This is a genomic window from Pseudomonas sp. GM84, assembly GCF_000282535.1.
In the GTDB taxonomy this organism is placed as follows: domain Bacteria; phylum Pseudomonadota; class Gammaproteobacteria; order Pseudomonadales; family Pseudomonadaceae; genus Aquipseudomonas.
In genome coordinates this window covers 1-16,023 of record NZ_AKJC01000208.1, presented here as the reverse complement: position 1 = coordinate 16,023, position 16,023 = coordinate 1, and the positions used below count along the sequence as shown (strand labels likewise).

Annotated in this window: 14 protein-coding genes and 1 pseudogene; 9 read left to right on the top strand and 6 right to left on the bottom strand. The window is 64.9% G+C overall.

Features of this window, described 5'->3' with window-relative positions; genetic code table 11:
* Window positions 1-118: 118 nt before the first annotated feature.
* Complete coding sequence (locus PMI38_RS17350; protein WP_008096512.1) at window positions 119-928, top strand: SDR family oxidoreductase; 810 nt, start codon at window positions 119-121, stop codon at window positions 926-928.
* 127 nt (window positions 929-1,055) lie between these two features.
* Window positions 1,056-1,244, top strand: coding sequence for a carbon storage regulator CsrA (csrA, locus tag PMI38_RS17345; protein ID WP_008096510.1), 189 nt, complete (start codon window positions 1,056-1,058; stop codon window positions 1,242-1,244).
* A 114-nt stretch (window positions 1,245-1,358) separates the two neighbouring features.
* Here the strand turns inward: csrA and PMI38_RS17340 are convergent, their stop codons facing one another.
* From PMI38_RS17340 to PMI38_RS17325, 4 genes are read right to left on the bottom strand one after another with little or no spacing between them, the layout of a single operon-like run.
* Entirely contained in the window at window positions 1,359-1,586 is a 228-nt protein-coding gene (locus PMI38_RS17340) for a YheU family protein (protein WP_003252629.1), read from the bottom strand.
* Between the two features lie 60 nt (window positions 1,587-1,646).
* The gene (locus PMI38_RS17335; protein ID WP_008096508.1) at window positions 1,647-2,831 is read right to left on the bottom strand and encodes an osmoprotectant NAGGN system M42 family peptidase; all 1,185 of its coding nucleotides are present in this window, start codon (window positions 2,829-2,831) and stop codon (window positions 1,647-1,649) included.
* A 56-nt stretch (window positions 2,832-2,887) separates the two neighbouring features.
* Window positions 2,888-4,633, bottom strand: a complete 1,746-nt coding sequence (gene ngg, locus PMI38_RS17330) for an N-acetylglutaminylglutamine synthetase (RefSeq protein WP_008096506.1) — start codon at window positions 4,631-4,633, stop codon at window positions 2,888-2,890.
* Between the two features lie 3 nt (window positions 4,634-4,636).
* Window positions 4,637-6,424 (bottom strand): N-acetylglutaminylglutamine amidotransferase, encoded by a 1,788-nt coding sequence (locus PMI38_RS17325; RefSeq protein WP_008096504.1) that lies wholly within the window; start codon window positions 6,422-6,424, stop codon window positions 4,637-4,639.
* Window positions 6,425-6,944: 520 nt separating this feature from the next.
* Here PMI38_RS17325 and PMI38_RS17320 point away from each other — a divergent pair.
* Window positions 6,945-7,400, top strand: coding sequence for an REP-associated tyrosine transposase (locus PMI38_RS17320; RefSeq protein WP_008096501.1), 456 nt, complete (start codon window positions 6,945-6,947; stop codon window positions 7,398-7,400).
* 52 nt (window positions 7,401-7,452) lie between these two features.
* Here PMI38_RS17320 and mnmC read toward each other — a convergent pair whose 3' ends face one another.
* On the bottom strand, window positions 7,453-9,420 hold the full coding sequence (gene mnmC / locus PMI38_RS17315) for a bifunctional tRNA (5-methylaminomethyl-2-thiouridine)(34)-methyltransferase MnmD/FAD-dependent 5-carboxymethylaminomethyl-2-thiouridine(34) oxidoreductase MnmC (protein ID WP_008096500.1): 1,968 nt from the start codon (window positions 9,418-9,420) through the stop codon (window positions 7,453-7,455).
* A gap of 198 nt (window positions 9,421-9,618) precedes the next feature.
* Here mnmC and pap point away from each other — a divergent pair, with 198 nt between their 5' ends.
* Both pap and PMI38_RS17305 read left to right on the top strand, forming a co-directional pair.
* Window positions 9,619-11,112 (top strand): polyphosphate:AMP phosphotransferase, encoded by a 1,494-nt coding sequence (gene pap / locus PMI38_RS17310; RefSeq protein ID WP_008096498.1) that lies wholly within the window; start codon window positions 9,619-9,621, stop codon window positions 11,110-11,112.
* A gap of 106 nt (window positions 11,113-11,218) precedes the next feature.
* Entirely contained in the window at window positions 11,219-12,172 is a 954-nt protein-coding gene (locus PMI38_RS17305) for a DMT family transporter (protein WP_008096496.1), read from the top strand.
* Window positions 12,173-12,299: 127 nt separating this feature from the next.
* On the opposite strand, the gene PMI38_RS17300 is transcribed toward PMI38_RS17305, so the two are convergent.
* On the bottom strand, window positions 12,300-13,694 hold the full coding sequence (locus tag PMI38_RS17300) for a class II fumarate hydratase (protein ID WP_008096495.1): 1,395 nt from the start codon (window positions 13,692-13,694) through the stop codon (window positions 12,300-12,302).
* A 154-nt stretch (window positions 13,695-13,848) separates the two neighbouring features.
* Here PMI38_RS17300 and PMI38_RS17295 point away from each other — a divergent pair, with 154 nt between their 5' ends.
* The 4 genes and pseudogenes from PMI38_RS17295 to PMI38_RS17280 all read left to right on the top strand — a co-directional run.
* Window positions 13,849-14,370 carry a DUF2059 domain-containing protein gene (locus tag PMI38_RS17295; RefSeq protein ID WP_008096494.1) on the top strand — a complete coding sequence of 174 codons (522 nt, stop codon included), beginning with the start codon at window positions 13,849-13,851 and terminating at the stop codon, window positions 14,368-14,370.
* 10 nt (window positions 14,371-14,380) lie between these two features.
* Entirely contained in the window at window positions 14,381-14,677 is a 297-nt protein-coding gene (locus PMI38_RS17290; RefSeq protein WP_008096493.1) for a BolA family protein, read from the top strand.
* Between the two features lie 206 nt (window positions 14,678-14,883).
* Window positions 14,884-15,816: an oxygen-dependent tRNA uridine(34) hydroxylase TrhO gene (gene trhO, locus PMI38_RS17285; protein ID WP_008096492.1), complete on the top strand. Its 933-nt coding sequence runs from the start codon at window positions 14,884-14,886 to the stop codon at window positions 15,814-15,816.
* A 3-nt stretch (window positions 15,817-15,819) separates the two neighbouring features.
* Window positions 15,820-16,023: pseudogene (locus PMI38_RS17280) on the top strand (DsbA family protein); the annotation flags it as partial.

Below are 16,023 nucleotides of genomic sequence, written 5' to 3'. Positions count from 1 at the left end.
GCCGGCGATAGGGCCGGGACAGAGTCATGCTCCCCCATTCACTAACCTGATCGACCCTGCCAGCCCCCGTGGCCTTGTTTAGACTTCGCTCAATCTCACCAGAACAAGGCCTGCCACCATGCACAATCGCATCATGATCACCGGCGCCGGATCCGGCCTCGGCCGCGAGATCGCCCTGCGTTGGGCGCGCGAGGGCTGGCGCCTGGCGCTGGCCGATGTCAACGAAGCCGGCCTGCGGGAAACCCTCGACCTCGTGCGTGCAGCGGGCGGCGAGGGCTTCGTGCAGCGCTGCGACGTGCGCGACTACAGCCAGCTCACCGCCTTGGCCCAGGCCTGCGAGGAGAAGTTCGGCGGCATCGATGTGATCGTCAACAACGCGGGGGTCGCCTCGGGCGGATTCTTCGCCGAGCTGTCGCTGGAGGACTGGGATTGGCAGATCGCGATCAACCTGATGGGCGTGGTCAAGGGCTGCAAGGCCTTCCTGCCGCTGCTCGAACGCAGCAAGGGGCGCATCGTCAACGTGGCGTCCATGGCCGCGCTGATGCAGGGGCCCGGCATGAGCAACTACAACGTCGCCAAAGCGGGGGTGCTGGCGCTGTCGGAAAGCCTGCTGGTCGAGCTGCGCCAGGTGGAAGTGGCCGTGCATGTGGTGTGCCCGTCGTTCTTCCAGACCAACCTGCTCGATTCATTCCGGGGCCCGAACCCGGCGATGAAGGCCCAGGTGGGGAAATTGCTGGAGGGCTCGCCGATCAGTGCGACCGATATCGCCGATTACATCCACCAGCAGGTGGCCGCAGGCGAGTTCCTGATTCTCCCGCACGAGGCCGGGCGCCAGGCTTGGCAGCTCAAACGGCAGGCGCCGGAGCGGCTGTATGACGAGATGGCGGACATGGCCGTGAAGATGCGTGCCAAGGCGCAGACACGTTGATTGTGGGAAGAATCTGTAGGGAATTTTACCTGCCTACGTAGGACGGTTCTGATTTTTAGTGGAAGCATTGAGTTGCTGAATATCCACATGCAATCTCCGGTTTTTTCCTGTTGTCGGAGAGTGAAGCATGCTGGTCATAGGGCGCGAAGTGGGCGAAGTCATCACCATTGGTGACGACATCCAGATCAAGGTCGTGGAGACGCGAGAGGGCACGGTGCGTTTTGGTGTGAGTGCGCCGCGCGAGGTGACGGTGCATCGGGCCGAGGTGTACAAGCGGATCAAGGCGGGGGAGGCGAGTAAGGCCAAATTGGCCTGAGTTTGTCTGTAATGGCCCTATCGCCGGCAAGCCGGCTCCCACAGGTACCCCACTGCTCTCAAGTTCAGTGGGGTACCTGTGGGAGCCGGCTTGCCGGCGATAGGGCCCGTGAGATCAGTCGAGCAACTCGCGCGGCACATCATGCTTGGCCAGCAACTGGCACTGCTGACTCTCCAGGTCGAACAGAATGAACGCCTGGCCCTTGGCCAACGCCTGGCGCACCCGCAGCACACGGGTTTCCAGCGGTGTGTCGTCGCCATTGTCGGTGCCGTCGCGGGTCACGAAGTCCTCGATCAGGCGGGTCAGGGTTTCAGCTTGCAATTGGTCGTAAGGAATCAACATGGCAGCGTTCGGCTTGGTAGAAGAATCCGTCAATGCTACGCGAAACCCGCCCCCCCTTGCTCACCCCTTGTTCCCCACCAGGCTGTCCACCGCCGGCACCCGGGTGTCGCTCTCCATCTGCGCATCGTGCTCCAGCTGGTGGCTGAAGCGCTCAAGCGACGCATTGGCCGGGTTCGAGTCGCTGGCGAATACCGGCGGGCTGAGCAGATAACCCGACAGCAGGCGGCTGAGCGCGGCCAGGCTGTCGATGTGGGTGCGCTCGTAGCCATGGGTGGCATCGCAGCCGAACGCCACCAGCGCGGTGCGGATGTCGTGCCCGGCAGTGACGGCCGAATGGGCATCGCTGAAGTAATAACGGAACACATCCCGGCGCACCGGCAGGTCCTGGTCGCCGGCCAGTCTGAGCAGGTGGCGCGACAGGTGGTAATCGTACGGCCCCGAGGAGTCTTGCATGGCCACGCTGACGGCGTGTTCGCTGGAGGCCTGGCCGGGCGCCACCGGGGCGATATCGATGCCGACGAACTCGCTGACGTCCCAGGGCAGGGCGGCAGCAGCGCCGGAGCCGGTTTCCTCGGTGATGGTGAACAGTGGGTGGCAATCGATCAGCGGCTGTCGGCCGCTCTCCACCACGGCCTTGAGTGCGGCCAGCAACGCCGCGACACCGGCCTTGTCGTCCAGGTGGCGGGCGCTGATGTGGCCGCTTTCGGTGAACTCCGGCAGCGGGTCGAAGGCGACGAAGTCGCCGACGGCTATGCCTAAGGCTTCGCAGTCGGCGCGGGTGGTGCAGTAGGCATCCAGGCGCACCTCCACGTGCTCCCAGCTGACCGGCATCTGGTCGATGGCCGTGTTGAAGGCATGTCCGCTGGCCATGAGTGGCAGCACGCTGCCGCGGTACACGCCGGTGTCGGTGAACACACTGACCCGGCTGCCTTCGGCGAAGCGGCTCGACCAGCAGCCGACCGCCGCCAGGGCCAGGCGGCCATTGTCCTGCAGCTGGCGCACGCTGGCGCCAATGGTGTCGAGGTGGGCCGAGACGGCGCGGTCGGGGGAGCTTTGCCGGCCCTTGAGGGTGGCGCGAATGGTGCCGCGGCGGGTCAACTCGAAGGGGATGCCCAGTTCGTCCAGGCGTTCGGCGACGTAGCGCACGATGGTGTCGGTGAAGCCGGTCGGGCTGGGGATCGCGAGCATCTCCAGGAGCACGCGCTTGAGGTAGTCGAGATCGGGTTCTGGGTGTTGTGCAGACATGGTTACTCCTTGCCGGCCTCTTCGCGGGCTTGCCCCGCGAAGAGGCCGTGATTGATTCACGCCAACGCCCGGCTATGGGGAAACAGCAAGTCGACAAAGCGCTCGGCGGTTGGCTGCGGTTCATGGTTGGCCAGTCCAACCCGTTCGTTGGCCTCGATGATCACGTATTCCGGGCTTTCGGCATCGCGCACCATCAAATCCAGCCCCACCACCGGAATATCCAGCGCCCGTGCCGCGCGCACGGCAGCGTCGGCCAGCACCGGATGCAAACGCTCGGTCACGTCTTCCAGGGTGCCGCCGGTATGCAGGTTGGCGGTACGGCGCACGGCCAGGCGCTGGCCGGCGGGCAGTACGCTGGCGTAGTCGAGGCCGGCATCACGCAAGGTGCGCTCGGTCTCCTCGTCCAGCGGAATGCGGCTTTCGCCCCCGGTCGCGGCCCGGCGACGTCGGCTCTGGGCTTCGATCAGCGCCTTGACGTTGTGCTTGCCGTCGCCTACCACCTGGGCCGGGTGGCGAATGGCGGCAGCCACCACCTCAAAGCCGATCACCACGATGCGCAGGTCCTGGCCGGGGTGGAAGCTCTCCAGCAACACCCGGCTGTCGAAGCGCCGGGCCTGGTCGATGGCCTGGCTGACTGCTTCGTAGGTCGTCAGGTTCACCGCCACGCCCTGACCTTGCTCGCCGTCCACCGGCTTGACCACTACCGCGCCGTGGTCGTCGAGAAAGGCCAGGTTATCGTCGGCATTGCCAGCCAGCTGCTGCACCGGTACCCGCAGGCCGGCGTTGTGCAGGGCCTGCTGGGTCAGGCGCTTGTCCTGGCAGAGGGTCATGCTGACGGCGCTGGTGAGGTCGCTGAGCGATTCGCGGCAACGCACCCGGCGCCCTCCAATGCTGAGGGTGAACAGCCCGCCAGCGGCGTCGTCGACCTGCACCTCGATGCCGCGTCGGTAGGCTTCGTCGACGATGATCCGGGCATAGGGGTTGAGCCCGGCTTGCGGGCCGGGGCCAAGGAACAGCTGCTGGTTGATACCGTTCTTGCGCTTGACCGCGAAGGTCGGCAGGTTGCGAAAACCCAGCTTCTTGTACAGGCGCTTGGCCTGGCGGTTGTCGTGCAGCACCGACAGGTCGAGGTAGGCCAGGCCCCGGCTCATGCAGTGCTCGATCAGGTGGCGCACCAGCACTTCGCCGACACCGGGGCGGGTGCACTGCGGGTCCACGGCCAGGCACCACAGGCTGCTGCCGTGTTCCGGATCGTCGAACGCCTTGCTGTGGTTCAGGCCCATGACGCTGCCGATCACCGTCCCGCTGTCTTCGTCCTCGGCCAGCCAGTACACCGGGCCACCGAGGTGGCGCGGGGTGATCCGCTCGGGCTGCACCGGCAGCATGCCGCGGGCCTGGTACAGGCCGTTGATCGCTTGCCAGTCGGCGTCGGTTTGCGCGCGGCGGATACGAAACCCGCGGAACACCCGTTGCGCCTGGCGGTAATCGGTGAACCACAGGCGCAGGGTGTCGGACGGGTCGAGGAACAGCTGGTGGGGCGCCTGGGCCAACACTTGCTGGGGCGCGGCCACGTACAAGGCAATGTCGCGCTCGCCCGGTTGCTCTTGCTGCAGCGCCTCGGCCAGGCTCGCTGCATCCGGGTACGTGTGGCCGATCAGCAGGCGGCCCCAGCCGCAGTGCAGGGCACGCGGCTGGTCGTGGGGCTCGCTGCCGTCGCCAGCCAGCTGGGCTTGCAGGCGCTCGTAGGACGGCACCTGGCCTCGCAGCAGGCGCTGGCCGTAAGCGATTTCGTGGGCTTTCATCGGTCAGATTCCTTGTTCGCTGAGCCACAGGTTCAGCGCCGCCAACTGCCACAGCTTGGAACCGCGCAGGGGGGTGAGCTGGCCATGCGGGTTGCTCAGCAGGCGGTCGAGCATGGCGGGGTTGAACAGCCCACGGTCCTGGCTGGGGTCGGTCAGCAGCTCGCGCACCCAGTCCAGCGTGGCGCCTTGCAAGTGCTTGAGGCCGGGCACCGGGAAGTAGCCTTTCTTGCGGTCGATCACCTCGTGGGGGATCACCCGCCGTGCGGCCTGCTTGAGCACCTGCTTGCCGCCGTCCGGCAGCTTGAAGCGGGCCGGGATGCGCGCCGACAGCTCGACCAGGCGGTAGTCGAGGAACGGCGTGCGCGCCTCCAGGCCCCAGGCCATGGTCATGTTGTCGACCCGTTTGACCGGGTCGTCGACCAGCATCACCGTGCTGTCCAGGCGCAGCGCCTTGTCCACCGCATCCGGGGCGCCGGGGCGGGCGAAGTGTTCGCGGACAAAATCGCCGGCCACGTCGGTTTCCAAGAGCCACGGCGCCTGCACCGTGTCGCGGTACTCGGCATGGCTGCGGTCGAAGAAGGCGTCGCGGTAGGCGCCAAAGGCATCCTCGGCGCCGTCCACCTGCGGGTACCAGTGGTAGCCGGCGAACAGCTCGTCGGCGCCCTGGCCGCTCTGTACGCCCTTGCAGTGCTTGGCCACTTCCCGCGAGAGCAGGTAGAAGGCGATGCAGTCGTGGCTGACCATCGGTTCGCTCATGGCGCGGAAGGCCGCCGGTAGCTGTTCGATGATTTCGCTTTCGGCAATGCGCAACTGGTGGTGGCGCGTGCCGTAGTGACGGGCGATCAGGTCGGAGTACTGGAACTCGTCGCCACGCTCGCCGCCGGCATCTTCGAAACCGATGGAGAAGGTCGACAGGTCATCCATCCCTGCTTCCCGCAGCAGGCCGACCAGCAGGCTCGAATCGACGCCACCGGACAGCAGCACGCCGACGTCCACGGCCGCACGCTGGCGGATGGCCACGGCATCGCGGGTAGCGTCCAGCACGCGGGTGGTCCAGCCTTCCAGGTCGAGGTCGCGCTCGTCCGGGTTGGGGCCGTAGTGCAGTTGCCACCAGGTCTGACGCTCGACTTCACCGTGGCGGTCGATGCGCATCCAGGTGCCGGGTTCGAGCTTCTGCACGTTGGCCAGCAGGGTGCGCGGGGCGGGCACCACGGCGTGGAAGTTGAGGTAGTGGTTGAGTGCCACCGGGTCGATCATCGGGTCGATGTCGCCGCCCTTGAGCAACGCGGGCAGGGTCGAGGCAAAGCGCAGCCGTTCGCCGTTGCGCGACAGGTACAGGGGTTTGACGCCAAGGCGGTCGCGGGCCAGGAACAGGCGCTGGTTGTCGCGCTCCCAGATGGCCAGGGCGAACATGCCGTTGAGCTTGGGCAGCAAGGCCGCCCCCCAGGCGTGGTAGCCCTTGAGCAGCACCTCGGTGTCGCCGTCGGAGCAGAAGGTGTAGCCCAGCGCCTGCAGCTCCTGGCGCAGTTCGGGGAAGTTGTAGATGGCGCCGTTGAAGGCCAGTGACAGGCCCAGGGGGTTGTCGACCATCGGCTGGGCCGAGCCGTCGGACAGGTCCATGATCTTCAGCCGTCGGTGGCCGAGGGCGATCGGGCCGTGGCTATGGAAGCCCCAGGCGTCTGGCCCGCGTGGTGCCAGGTGATGGGTCATGCGCTCTACCGCGGCGAGGTCCGCCGGGCGAGGGGCTTGGTCGATAGGGGTGAAACGCAACTCTCCTGCTAATCCGCACATAGGTCCTTACCGGTTTTTCCGTTGGGGAATCAGTGCCCCGGATTAGGGCACCTGTAAGGAACTGACCTAGGTGATTTGTGAGAGTTTTAGATCGATCTGTTATATGCCGGTGGCCATGGCGTTTGGTTGGTGGGGGTTTTGAGATCGAGCGCCGCCCGCGCGGCGCATCGCGAGCACGCTCGCTCCTACATTTGTTGCAGCGTGCCACGGTCTGTCAGGCCATGGTTGTTCGCTTTTTGGCGCCCGCCGAGATATCGCGTCGTACCAACAAGGCTGGCAACCATGACCTATCAGGCATAGGTACGTTGCAACAAATGTAGGAGCGAGCTTGCTCGCGATGCGCCGCGCGGGCGGCGCTCGATCTCAAGGACGCTAGAGAGATGGTGACGAACCCTGTCTGCCCCGACCCGATCCCTCGCCGTGCCCCACTAGCTTCACATCTCGAAACCCTAATCACCCTCTAATCAAGTCGGCACGTGATTACCCTGCTAAGTGCCCTGTCACTACCAAGGATGATCACATGACTACTCACAAAGGTTGTTTACTCCGCCACGGTAGGTGTTCTGAGCCCGGCAGGCTTTATCTGCTGACCTCAGTCACGTATCGACGCCATCCTCTGTTTGCCGATTTCCGCCGAGCACGATTAGTAATCAAGCATCTGCGTCAAGCCGATCATGAAAACAGCTGTCAGTCGTTGGCCTGGGTAGTCATGCCCGACCATGTGCATTGGTTGATTGAGTTGAAGAGCGTGACGCTTGGGACTTTAATGCAGCGTTTCAAATCGAGATCTGGACTGGCCTTGCGCAAGGCCGGCGTCAAGAGTGTGCCAGTTTGGCAAGCCGGCTTTCATGATCGCGCCCTGAGGCGGGAGGAAGACATCGTCAAAGTCTCCAGATACATCATCGCCAATCCGATAAGAGCCGGGTTGGCAAAACGTGTAGGCGATTATCCGCACTGGGATGCAGTCTGGGTTTGATTGGGCCAGCGATTGAGCGCCGCTTGCGCGGCGCAGTTACGCTCTGAACACATCACTTGCCGCGAATAAGTCTGCGCAGCCCAAACCGGTTCGGATGACAGGCCTCGGCCACCGCCCGCGGCAACGGCAATGGCTCACCACTGGCCCACGCCGCAATCAACTCGCCTGAAAGCGGCGCCGTGATCAACCCTCGCGAACCATGCCCACTGTTCACATACAGCCCTTGCAGCCAAGGGCAGGACACCTCGGGCACCTGCCGCGCATCCTTGCCCAGCACGGCATAGGCTTCGACGAACGCCCCTGGATCGGCAACCGGCCCGACGATCGGCAAGTAATCCGGGCTGGTGCAGCGAAACGCCGCGCGCCCCTGCAGTAGCGCAGGATCGAGCTCTGCCGTGCCCAGGCGCTGGGCCAGGTCGGTGGAGATTTCGTCCAGCAACGTCAGGTTGCCCTGGTGCTCGGCCACGGTGGGCGCCAGGTCATCGCTATGGAAATCGAAACTGGCCCCCAGCGTATGTTCGTCACCCCGTGGTGGCGCCACATAACCCTCGGCGCAGACCACGGTACGCAGTTCGCGGCTTGTCTCGGTGGCCGGCAGACGGGTGATCTGCCCGCGGATACGCTTGAGTGGCAATTGCGCGCACGGCTCGAAACGGCGCACATCGGCGGCGCCGGCCAGTACCACCAGCGGTGCGCTGGCCAGCAACTGTTCGCCATCCCAGGCCTGCCAGAGGCCGTCGGCTCGACGCAGTTCCACCACGTTGCGATGGACCTGCACCTGAATATTCGGGTGCTGCAGCTGTGCCTGGCACAAAGCGGGCGGGTGCACCCAACCCCCTTCGGGATAGAACAGGCCGCCCGCAGGCAGTGTCACGCCGGCAATCGTCTCGGCTTCAGCCTGCTCCAGCACACGCAGCAGGCCGCTGTCGAAGGCCTCGGCGAGCTTGGCCTGCCGTTCGGCCTCCTTGCTGTCGAAGGCCAGCTGCAGCACCCCGCAGGCATCCCAGTCGCGGCCTTTTTGCAACCGTTCGAGCTGGCGCCGGGTGTAGCCGAAGCCGGACAGGATCATCTGCGACAGGGCCGTGCCATGGGCGGAAAGTTTCAGGTAGAGCACACCCTGCGGGTTGCCCGAGGCTTCCTGTGCGGGTGCGTCGTGCCGTTCCAGCACCAATACCTGCCAGCCGCGCGCGGCCAGGCTGGCGGCGCTGGCGCTGCCGGCCAGCCCGGCGCCTATCACCAGCGCCTGGCGCGGCCCTTCGATCGGGGCTGGCCGGGCATACCATGGCGCGGCCATGGCGGCTGAAGGCTGACCGGTGTACTCCCCGCTCATCACCTCCCATTTCTTGCCCAGGCCAGGCACCTTCTTCATGGTGAAACCGGCCTCGATCAGCCCACGTCGAACCCAGCCTGTTGTGGTGAAGGTGCCCAGCGCGGTCCCGGCACGGGACAGCCGCGCCAGTTGCGCGAACAGGGCGGGTGTCCACATGTCGGGGTTCTTCGCCGGGGCGAAGCCGTCGAGAAACCACACGTCGATGCAAGCGTCGAGTTGCGGCAACTGTTCCAGCACATCGCCGATCAGCAAGGTCAGGGTGACCCGGCCGTGGTCGAAGGTGAACTGCTGAAAGCCTGCGTGCACCGCCACGTACTGCTTGAGGAAGGGCTCGGTGAAGGCGGCCAGTTCCGGCCACAGGCGCACGGCGCGGGCCATGTCATCGGCACCCAGTGGGTACTTCTCGACACTGACGAAATGCAGGCGGGCGTCGCCTGGGGCGTGTTCGGCGAACAGCTGCCAGGCACAGAAGAAGTTCATGCCGGTGCCGAAGCCGGTTTCGCCGATCACCAGGCAGGCGTGCGGCGCGAGTTCGCTGCAGCGCTGGCGCAGGCGGGTCTGTTCGAGGAACACGTAGCGGGTTTCCTCGGTGCCTTCGTTTTTCGAGAAGTAGACGTCGTCGTAATGCCGCGAATGAGGGCGGCCCTGGTCATCCCAGTCGATCTGGGCGTGCTGGAGGAGGGTGGACATGGTTGGCTCGGTTGCAGCGGATGTGCGGATTTTATGTCATCTGGTGGATTTGCGCTGGTCATGGCGGCCCTATCGCCGGCAAGCCGGCTCCCACAGGGGGGGCGCTGAACCTTGTGGGAGCCGGCTTGCCGGCGATAGGGCCATTACAGACCCGCACAAAAATCCGCTAGTCTTGCTAATCCAATGAAGGAGCCCAGCATGTTCGAATCCGCGGAAATCGGTCACAGCATCGACAAGGACACCTACGAGGCCGAAGTGCCCGCCCTGCGCGAGGCGCTGCTCGAAGCCCAGTACGAACTCAAGCAGCAGGCACGTTTCCCGGTGATCGTGCTGATCAACGGCATCGAAGGCGCTGGCAAGGGTGAGACGGTCAAGCTGCTGAACGAGTGGATGGACCCGCGCATGATCGATGTGCTCACCTTCGACCAGCAAACCGACGAGGAGCTGGCCCGGCCACCGGCCTGGCGCTACTGGCGGGCATTGCCGCCGAAGGGGCGGATGGGCGTGTTCTTCGGCAACTGGTACAGCCAGATGATCCAGGGGCGGGTGCACGGAGTGTTCAAGGATGCCGTGCTCGACCAGGCCATCGCCGGTGCCGAGCGCCTGGAACAGATGCTCTGCGATGAAGGCGCGTTGATCATCAAGTTCTGGTTCCACCTGTCCAAGCGGCAGATGAAGGATCGCCTCAAGTCGCTCAAGGACGACCCGTTGCACAGCTGGCGGATCAGCCCGCTGGACTGGCAGCAATCGCAAACCTACGACCGCGTCGTGCGTTTCGGCGAGCGCGTGCTGCGCCGTACCAGCCGCGACTATGCGCCGTGGCACATCGTCGAAGGGGTCGACCCGCACTACCGCAGCCTGGCGGTCGGTCGCATCCTGCTGGACAGCCTGCAGGCGGCGCTGGCCGTCAACCCCAAGGGCAAGCACCAGGGCAATATCGCGCCGCTGGGCCGCAGCATCGACGAGCGCAACCTGCTGGGCGCGCTGGACATGACCTTGCGCCTGGACAAGCAGGACTACCAGGAGCAACTGGTGACCGAGCAGGCCCGCCTGGCTGGCCTGCTGCGGCACAAGCACATGCGCCGACATGCCCTGGTGGCCGCCTTCGAGGGCAACGATGCCGCCGGCAAGGGCGGGGCGATCCGCCGCGTGGCGGCGGCGCTCGATCCGCGCCAATACCGCATCGTGCCGATTGCCGCGCCCACCGAAGAGGAGCGCGCGCAGCCCTATCTGTGGCGTTTCTGGCGGCATATCCCGGCACGCGGCAAGTTCACCATCTTCGACCGCTCGTGGTACGGGCGGGTGCTGGTGGAGCGGGTCGAAGGCTTCTGTACGCCCAGTGACTGGATGCGCGCCTACAGCGAGATCAACGACTTCGAGGAGCAGTTGGTCAACGCCGGTGTGGTGCTGGTCAAGTTCTGGCTGGCGATCGATCAGCAGACCCAGCTGCAGCGTTTCGAGGAGCGTGAGCAGATCCCGTTCAAGCGCTACAAGATCACCGAGGACGACTGGCGCAATCGCGACAAGTGGGGCCTGTATGTCGATGCGGTGGGCGACATGGTCGACCGTACCAGCAGCGAGATCGCGCCGTGGACCCTGGTGGAAGCCAATGACAAGCGCTGGGCCCGGGTGAAGGTGTTGCGCACCATCAACGATGCACTGGAAGCGGCGTTCGCCAAGCACAAGAAATAGCCCTGACATGCCGTCGGGGAATGAACAGATGAATTCTTTTCCCGGCATTTTTCCCTGAAGTCCTTAGAATCCAGGCACCCCCACCCCGGGTTCGATCGAGGACGTTATGCACAAGACTTCCGGCCGCTGGGTCTATGGCCTGTTCCTGGCACTGCTCACCGCGCTGCTGTGGGGCATTTTGCCCATCAAGCTCAAGCAGGTATTGCAGGTGATGGACCCGGTGACCGTCACCTGGTACCGCCTGCTGGTGTCCGGCGGCCTGCTGTTCTGCTGGTTGGGGGTAAAGCGGCGCTTGCCGGCCGTGGGCAAATTGCCGGCCAAGGGCAAGGGCCTGTTGGTGGTCGCCGTGTTCGGCCTGCTGGGCAACTACGTGCTGTACCTGATCGGCCTGAACCTGCTGAGTCCGGGCACCGCGCAACTGGTGGTGCAGATCGGCCCGGTGCTGCTGCTGGTGGCCAGCGTGTTCGTGTTCAAGGAGCGCTTCAGCCTGGGGCAGGGGATCGGTCTGTTGATTCTGCTGGGCGGTTTCGGCCTGTTCTTCAACCAGCGTCTGGAAGAGTTGCTGACCTCACTGGGCACCTATACCACGGGTGTGCTGACCATTTTGCTGGCGACCAGCATCTGGGTGTTCTACGCGCTGAGCCAGAAGCAGCTGCTGACGGTGTGGCATTCGCAGCAGGTGATGGTGGTGATCTACCTGGGCTGCGCCGCGTTGCTGACGCCCTGGGTACATCCGCTGCAGGCGCTGCAGTTGACGCCGCTGCAGGGTTGGCTGCTGCTCGCTTGCTGCCTCAATACCCTGGTGGCCTATGGCGCCTTTGCCGAAGCATTGGCGCACTGGGAGGCCTCGCGGGTGAGTGCCACGCTGGCGATGACGCCGCTGGTGACGTTCGTTGCGGTAGCGCTGGCGGCCTGGGTGTGGCCTGACTATGTGCATGCCGAGGACATCAATGCCCTGGGGTATGTGGGGGCGGTGACGGTGGTGCTGGGGTCGACGCTGGTGGCGGTGGGGCCTTCGCTGGTGGCGGGGTGGCGGGCGCGCATGGCCAGGGTTGCCTGATTGCCTTTGATGGCCCTTTCGCGGGACAAGCCCGCTCCCACAAGTTCATCACAACACTGGAGTCTTGTAGTGAACTTGTGGGAGCGGGCTTGCCCCGCGAAAGGGCCGGCCCAGACAACAAGTAAATCTAGCCCTTGCCTCCGGGAGCCAGCATGTTCTCCGGCCGCACCCACTGATCGAACTGCTCGTTGGTCAGGTACTTCAACTCCAGCGCCGCCTCGCGCAAGGTCTTGCCTTCGCCGTAGGCCTTCTTGGCAATCTCCGCCGCCTTGTCATAGCCGATATGCGGGTTCAGCGCCGTCACCAGCATCAACCCGCGCTCCAGGTGCGCGGCCATCTGCTCGGCATCCGGCTCGATCCCGGCCACGCAATGCAGCTGGAAGTTGCGAGCGCCATCGGCCAGCAGTTCGATCGACTGCAGCAGGTTATGGATGATCACCGGCTTGAACACATTCAGCTGCAGGTGCCCTTGGCTGGCGGCAAAGCCGATTGCCGCGTCGTTGCCCAGCACCTGACAGGCCAGCATCGACAGCGCCTCGCACTGGGTCGGGTTGACCTTGCCGGGCATGATCGAGCTCCCCGGCTCGTTGGCCGGCAGGCGCACTTCGGCCAGCCCTGCGCGTGGGCCGGAGCCGAGCAGGCGCAGGTCGTTGGCGATTTTCATCAAGGCCACTGCCAGGGTCTTCAGGGCGCCGGCCAGGCTGGTCAGCGGCTCATGGCCGGCAAGGGCGGCGAACTTGTTCGGCGCGGTGACGAACGGCAAGCCGGAGAGGGCGGCCAGCTCGGCGGCGATGGCTTCGGCGAAACCGTGCGGCGCGTTCAGCCCGGTACCCACCGCCGTGCCACCCTGTGCCAGTTCGCACACCGCCGGCAACGTGGCGCGGATAGCGCGCTGGGCATAGTCGAGCTGGGCGACGTAGGCGGAAACTTCCTGGCCGAAGGTGATCGGCGTGGCGTCCATCATGTGCGTGCGGCCGGTCTTGACCAGCTTGTGGTGGCGTGCCGACAGCTCGGCCAGCCCGGAAGACAGCTCGGCTATCGCGGGCAGCAGATTGTCGTGCACCGCTTGTACCGCGGCGATGTGCATGGCGGTAGGGAAGCAGTCGTTCGAGCTCTGCGAGCGGTTGACGTGGTCGTTCGGGTGTACCGGGGCCTTGCCACCGCGGCCCTTGCCGGCCAGCTCGTTGGCGCGCCCGGCAATCACCTCGTTGACGTTCATGTTGCTTTGGGTGCCGCTGCCGGTCTGCCAGACCACCAACGGGAACTGGTCGTCGTGTTCACCGCCGAGCACTTCGTCGGCGGCTTGTTCGATCAACCGGGCGATGTCGGCCGGCAGGTCGCCGTTGCGGTCGTTGACCCGCGCCGCGGCTTTCTTGATCAATGCCAGGGCGTGCAGCACCGCGAGCGGCATGCGTTCCTTGCCAATGGCAAAGTTGATCAGCGAGCGCTGGGTCTGCGCCCCCCAGTAGGCGTCCTCCGGAACTTCGACCGGGCCCAGGCTGTCTGTCTCGATACGGCTCATGCTGCGTTCACTCCTTTGTCAGTCAGAATCAGCAGTTTAGGCCCTCATGCGAACAAGCGGTTCAATCGCTCGTCGTGCTACTTGAGCGCTGCGCCCTTGCGGGAGCAGAATGCTCTACTCTGAGGTTTCGCCTCCCCTCCTTGAAGGAAATGCAATGACCCGTCTCCGTGTCCTCTGTGCCGCCGTCGCCCTGGCCTGTGCCAGCGGCCAGGTGCTCGCTGCCACCGCCAGCCACAACGCTGCCGCCGAGAAATTCCTGACCCTGGCCAATGCCGACAAGCTGGGTACCCCGGTGTACATGCAGGTCCAGCAGATGTTCGCCCAGCGTTTCGCCCAGACCAAGGCGCCGTCCTCCAAGCAGCCGGTGCTGCAGAGCTACCAGGCCAAGGCCAACGCTGCGCTGGACAGTGCCATCGGCTGGAACAAGCTGAAGCCGAAGATGGTCGACCTGTACACCCAGACCTTCACCGAGCAGGAGCTCAAGGACCTGGTCAAGTTCTACGAGTCGCCGCTGGGCAAGAAAGTCCTGCGCGAGATGCCCAAGGTCACCCAGCAGTCGGCTCAGCTGACCCAGCAGAGCCTGGAGCCTGCGGTGCCGGTGGTGAACAAGCTGCTCGAAGACATGACCAAGGAACTCGACCCCAACGCTGGCAAGGCCGCCCCGGCCAAGAAGTGAGTAGCGACCGATGAGCATGCAGCAACGCATCGAGCAGCAGTTGGCCGCGCTGGCCCCGCAGCACCTTGAAGTGCTCAACGAAAGCCACATGCACAGCCGTGGCCAGGAGACCCACTACAAGGCGGTGATCGTCAGCGAGCAGTTCGCGGGCCTCAACAGCGTCAAGCGTCACCAGAAGGTGTACGCCACCATGGGTGAGCTGATGGGCGAAATTCACGCCCTGGCGATCCACACCTACACCGCCGAGGAGTGGGCCCAGGTGGGCGCTGCGCCGGCCTCGCCGGTGTGTGCTGGCGGCGGGCACTGAATCCGTTTCGTCGTTCTGGTACAATCCGCAACATCCCAAAGGGGGCCGCTGTGCGGCCCATCGCTGGCAAGCCAGCTCCCACAGGTACAGCGCACGCCGCACCTGTGGGAGCCGGCTTGCCGGCGATGGGCTGCAGAGCAGCCCCCTGTTTCATGTCAAACCCGGTCCGCCCCTTACGAGGGCACCTACCTGGAGATACACCGCAAATGTCCCAACCGATCGTCGTGGCGGCGCTGTACAAGTTCGTCACCCTGGAAGACTACGTCGAACTGCGCGAGCCACTGCTCAAGGCCATGCTCGACAACGGCGTCAAAGGCACCCTGCTGATCGCCCATGAAGGCATCAACGGCACGGTCTCTGCCACCCGCGAAGGCATCGACGGCCTGCTCGCCTGGCTGCGCAGCGACCCGCGCCTGGTGGATGTCGACCACAAGGAATCCTACTGCGACGAACAGCCGTTCTACCGCACCAAGGTCAAGCTCAAGAAAGAGATCGTCACCCTCGGCGTGCCCGGCGTGGACCCGAACCAGGCGGTCGGCACCTATGTCGACCCCAAGGACTGGAACGCCCTGATCAGTGACCCTGAAGTGCTGCTGATCGACACCCGCAACGACTACGAAGTGGCCATTGGCACCTTCAAGGGCGCCATCGACCCGAAGACCGAGACCTTCCGCGAGTTCCCCGAGTACATCAAGGCCAACTTCGACCCGAGCAAGCACAAGAAGGTTGCCATGTTCTGCACCGGCGGCATTCGTTGCGAAAAAGCCTCCAGCTACATGCTCGGTGAAGGCTTCGAGGCGGTCTATCATCTTAAGGGCGGCATCCTGAAATACTTCGAGGAAGTGCCTCAGGAAGAAAGCCTCTGGGACGGCGACTGCTTCGTCTTCGACAACCGCGTCACGGTGCGCCATGACCTGAGCGAAGGCGAGTACGACCAGTGCCATGCCTGCCGCCACCCGATCGATGTGCAGGACCGCGCGTCCGAGCACTATTCGCCAGGCGTGAGCTGCCCGCACTGCTGGGACAGCCTGAGCGAAAAGACCCGGCGCAGCGCCATCGACCGGCAGAAGCAGATCGAGCTGGCCAAGGCGCGCAACCTGCCACACCCGATCGGTTACAACTACAAAGCCGAGGCCTGATGCATGACTGCACGCCTGCTCTATGTGATGGACCCGATGTGCTCCTGGTGCTGGGGTTTTGCGCCGGTGGCCGCGGCCCTGATCGCCCAGGCGCGTGATGCAGGCGTGCCGACCCGGCTGGTGCTGGGCGGCCTGCGCAGCGGCGGCAGCGCGCTGGATGGCTCGACCCGGCGCTACATCCTCGAACATTGGCAGGCGGTAGCCGAG

Excerpts from the sequence above, each read along its gene's own strand:
- PMI38_RS17350 (WP_008096512.1), top strand. The coding sequence starts at position 119 with ATGCACAATCGCATCATGATCACCGGCGCCGGATCCGGCCTCGGCCGC.
- PMI38_RS17300 (WP_008096495.1), bottom strand. The coding sequence starts at position 13,694 with ATGAGCCGTATCGAGACAGACAGCCTGGGCCCGGTCGAAGTTCCGGAG.
- csrA (WP_008096510.1), top strand. The coding sequence starts at position 1,056 with ATGCTGGTCATAGGGCGCGAAGTGGGCGAAGTCATCACCATTGGTGAC.
- PMI38_RS17325 (WP_008096504.1), bottom strand. The coding sequence starts at position 6,424 with ATGTGCGGATTAGCAGGAGAGTTGCGTTTCACCCCTATCGACCAAGCC.
- pap (WP_008096498.1), top strand. The coding sequence starts at position 9,619 with ATGTTCGAATCCGCGGAAATCGGTCACAGCATCGACAAGGACACCTAC.
- PMI38_RS17295 (WP_008096494.1), top strand. The coding sequence starts at position 13,849 with ATGACCCGTCTCCGTGTCCTCTGTGCCGCCGTCGCCCTGGCCTGTGCC.
- PMI38_RS17335 (WP_008096508.1), bottom strand. The coding sequence starts at position 2,831 with ATGTCTGCACAACACCCAGAACCCGATCTCGACTACCTCAAGCGCGTG.
- PMI38_RS17320 (WP_008096501.1), top strand. The coding sequence starts at position 6,945 with ATGACTACTCACAAAGGTTGTTTACTCCGCCACGGTAGGTGTTCTGAG.
- PMI38_RS17340 (WP_003252629.1), bottom strand. The coding sequence starts at position 1,586 with ATGTTGATTCCTTACGACCAATTGCAAGCTGAAACCCTGACCCGCCTG.
- PMI38_RS17290 (WP_008096493.1), top strand. The coding sequence starts at position 14,381 with ATGAGCATGCAGCAACGCATCGAGCAGCAGTTGGCCGCGCTGGCCCCG.
- mnmC (WP_008096500.1), bottom strand. The coding sequence starts at position 9,420 with ATGTCCACCCTCCTCCAGCACGCCCAGATCGACTGGGATGACCAGGGC.
- trhO (WP_008096492.1), top strand. The coding sequence starts at position 14,884 with ATGTCCCAACCGATCGTCGTGGCGGCGCTGTACAAGTTCGTCACCCTG.
- ngg (WP_008096506.1), bottom strand. The coding sequence starts at position 4,633 with ATGAAAGCCCACGAAATCGCTTACGGCCAGCGCCTGCTGCGAGGCCAG.
- PMI38_RS17305 (WP_008096496.1), top strand. The coding sequence starts at position 11,219 with ATGCACAAGACTTCCGGCCGCTGGGTCTATGGCCTGTTCCTGGCACTG.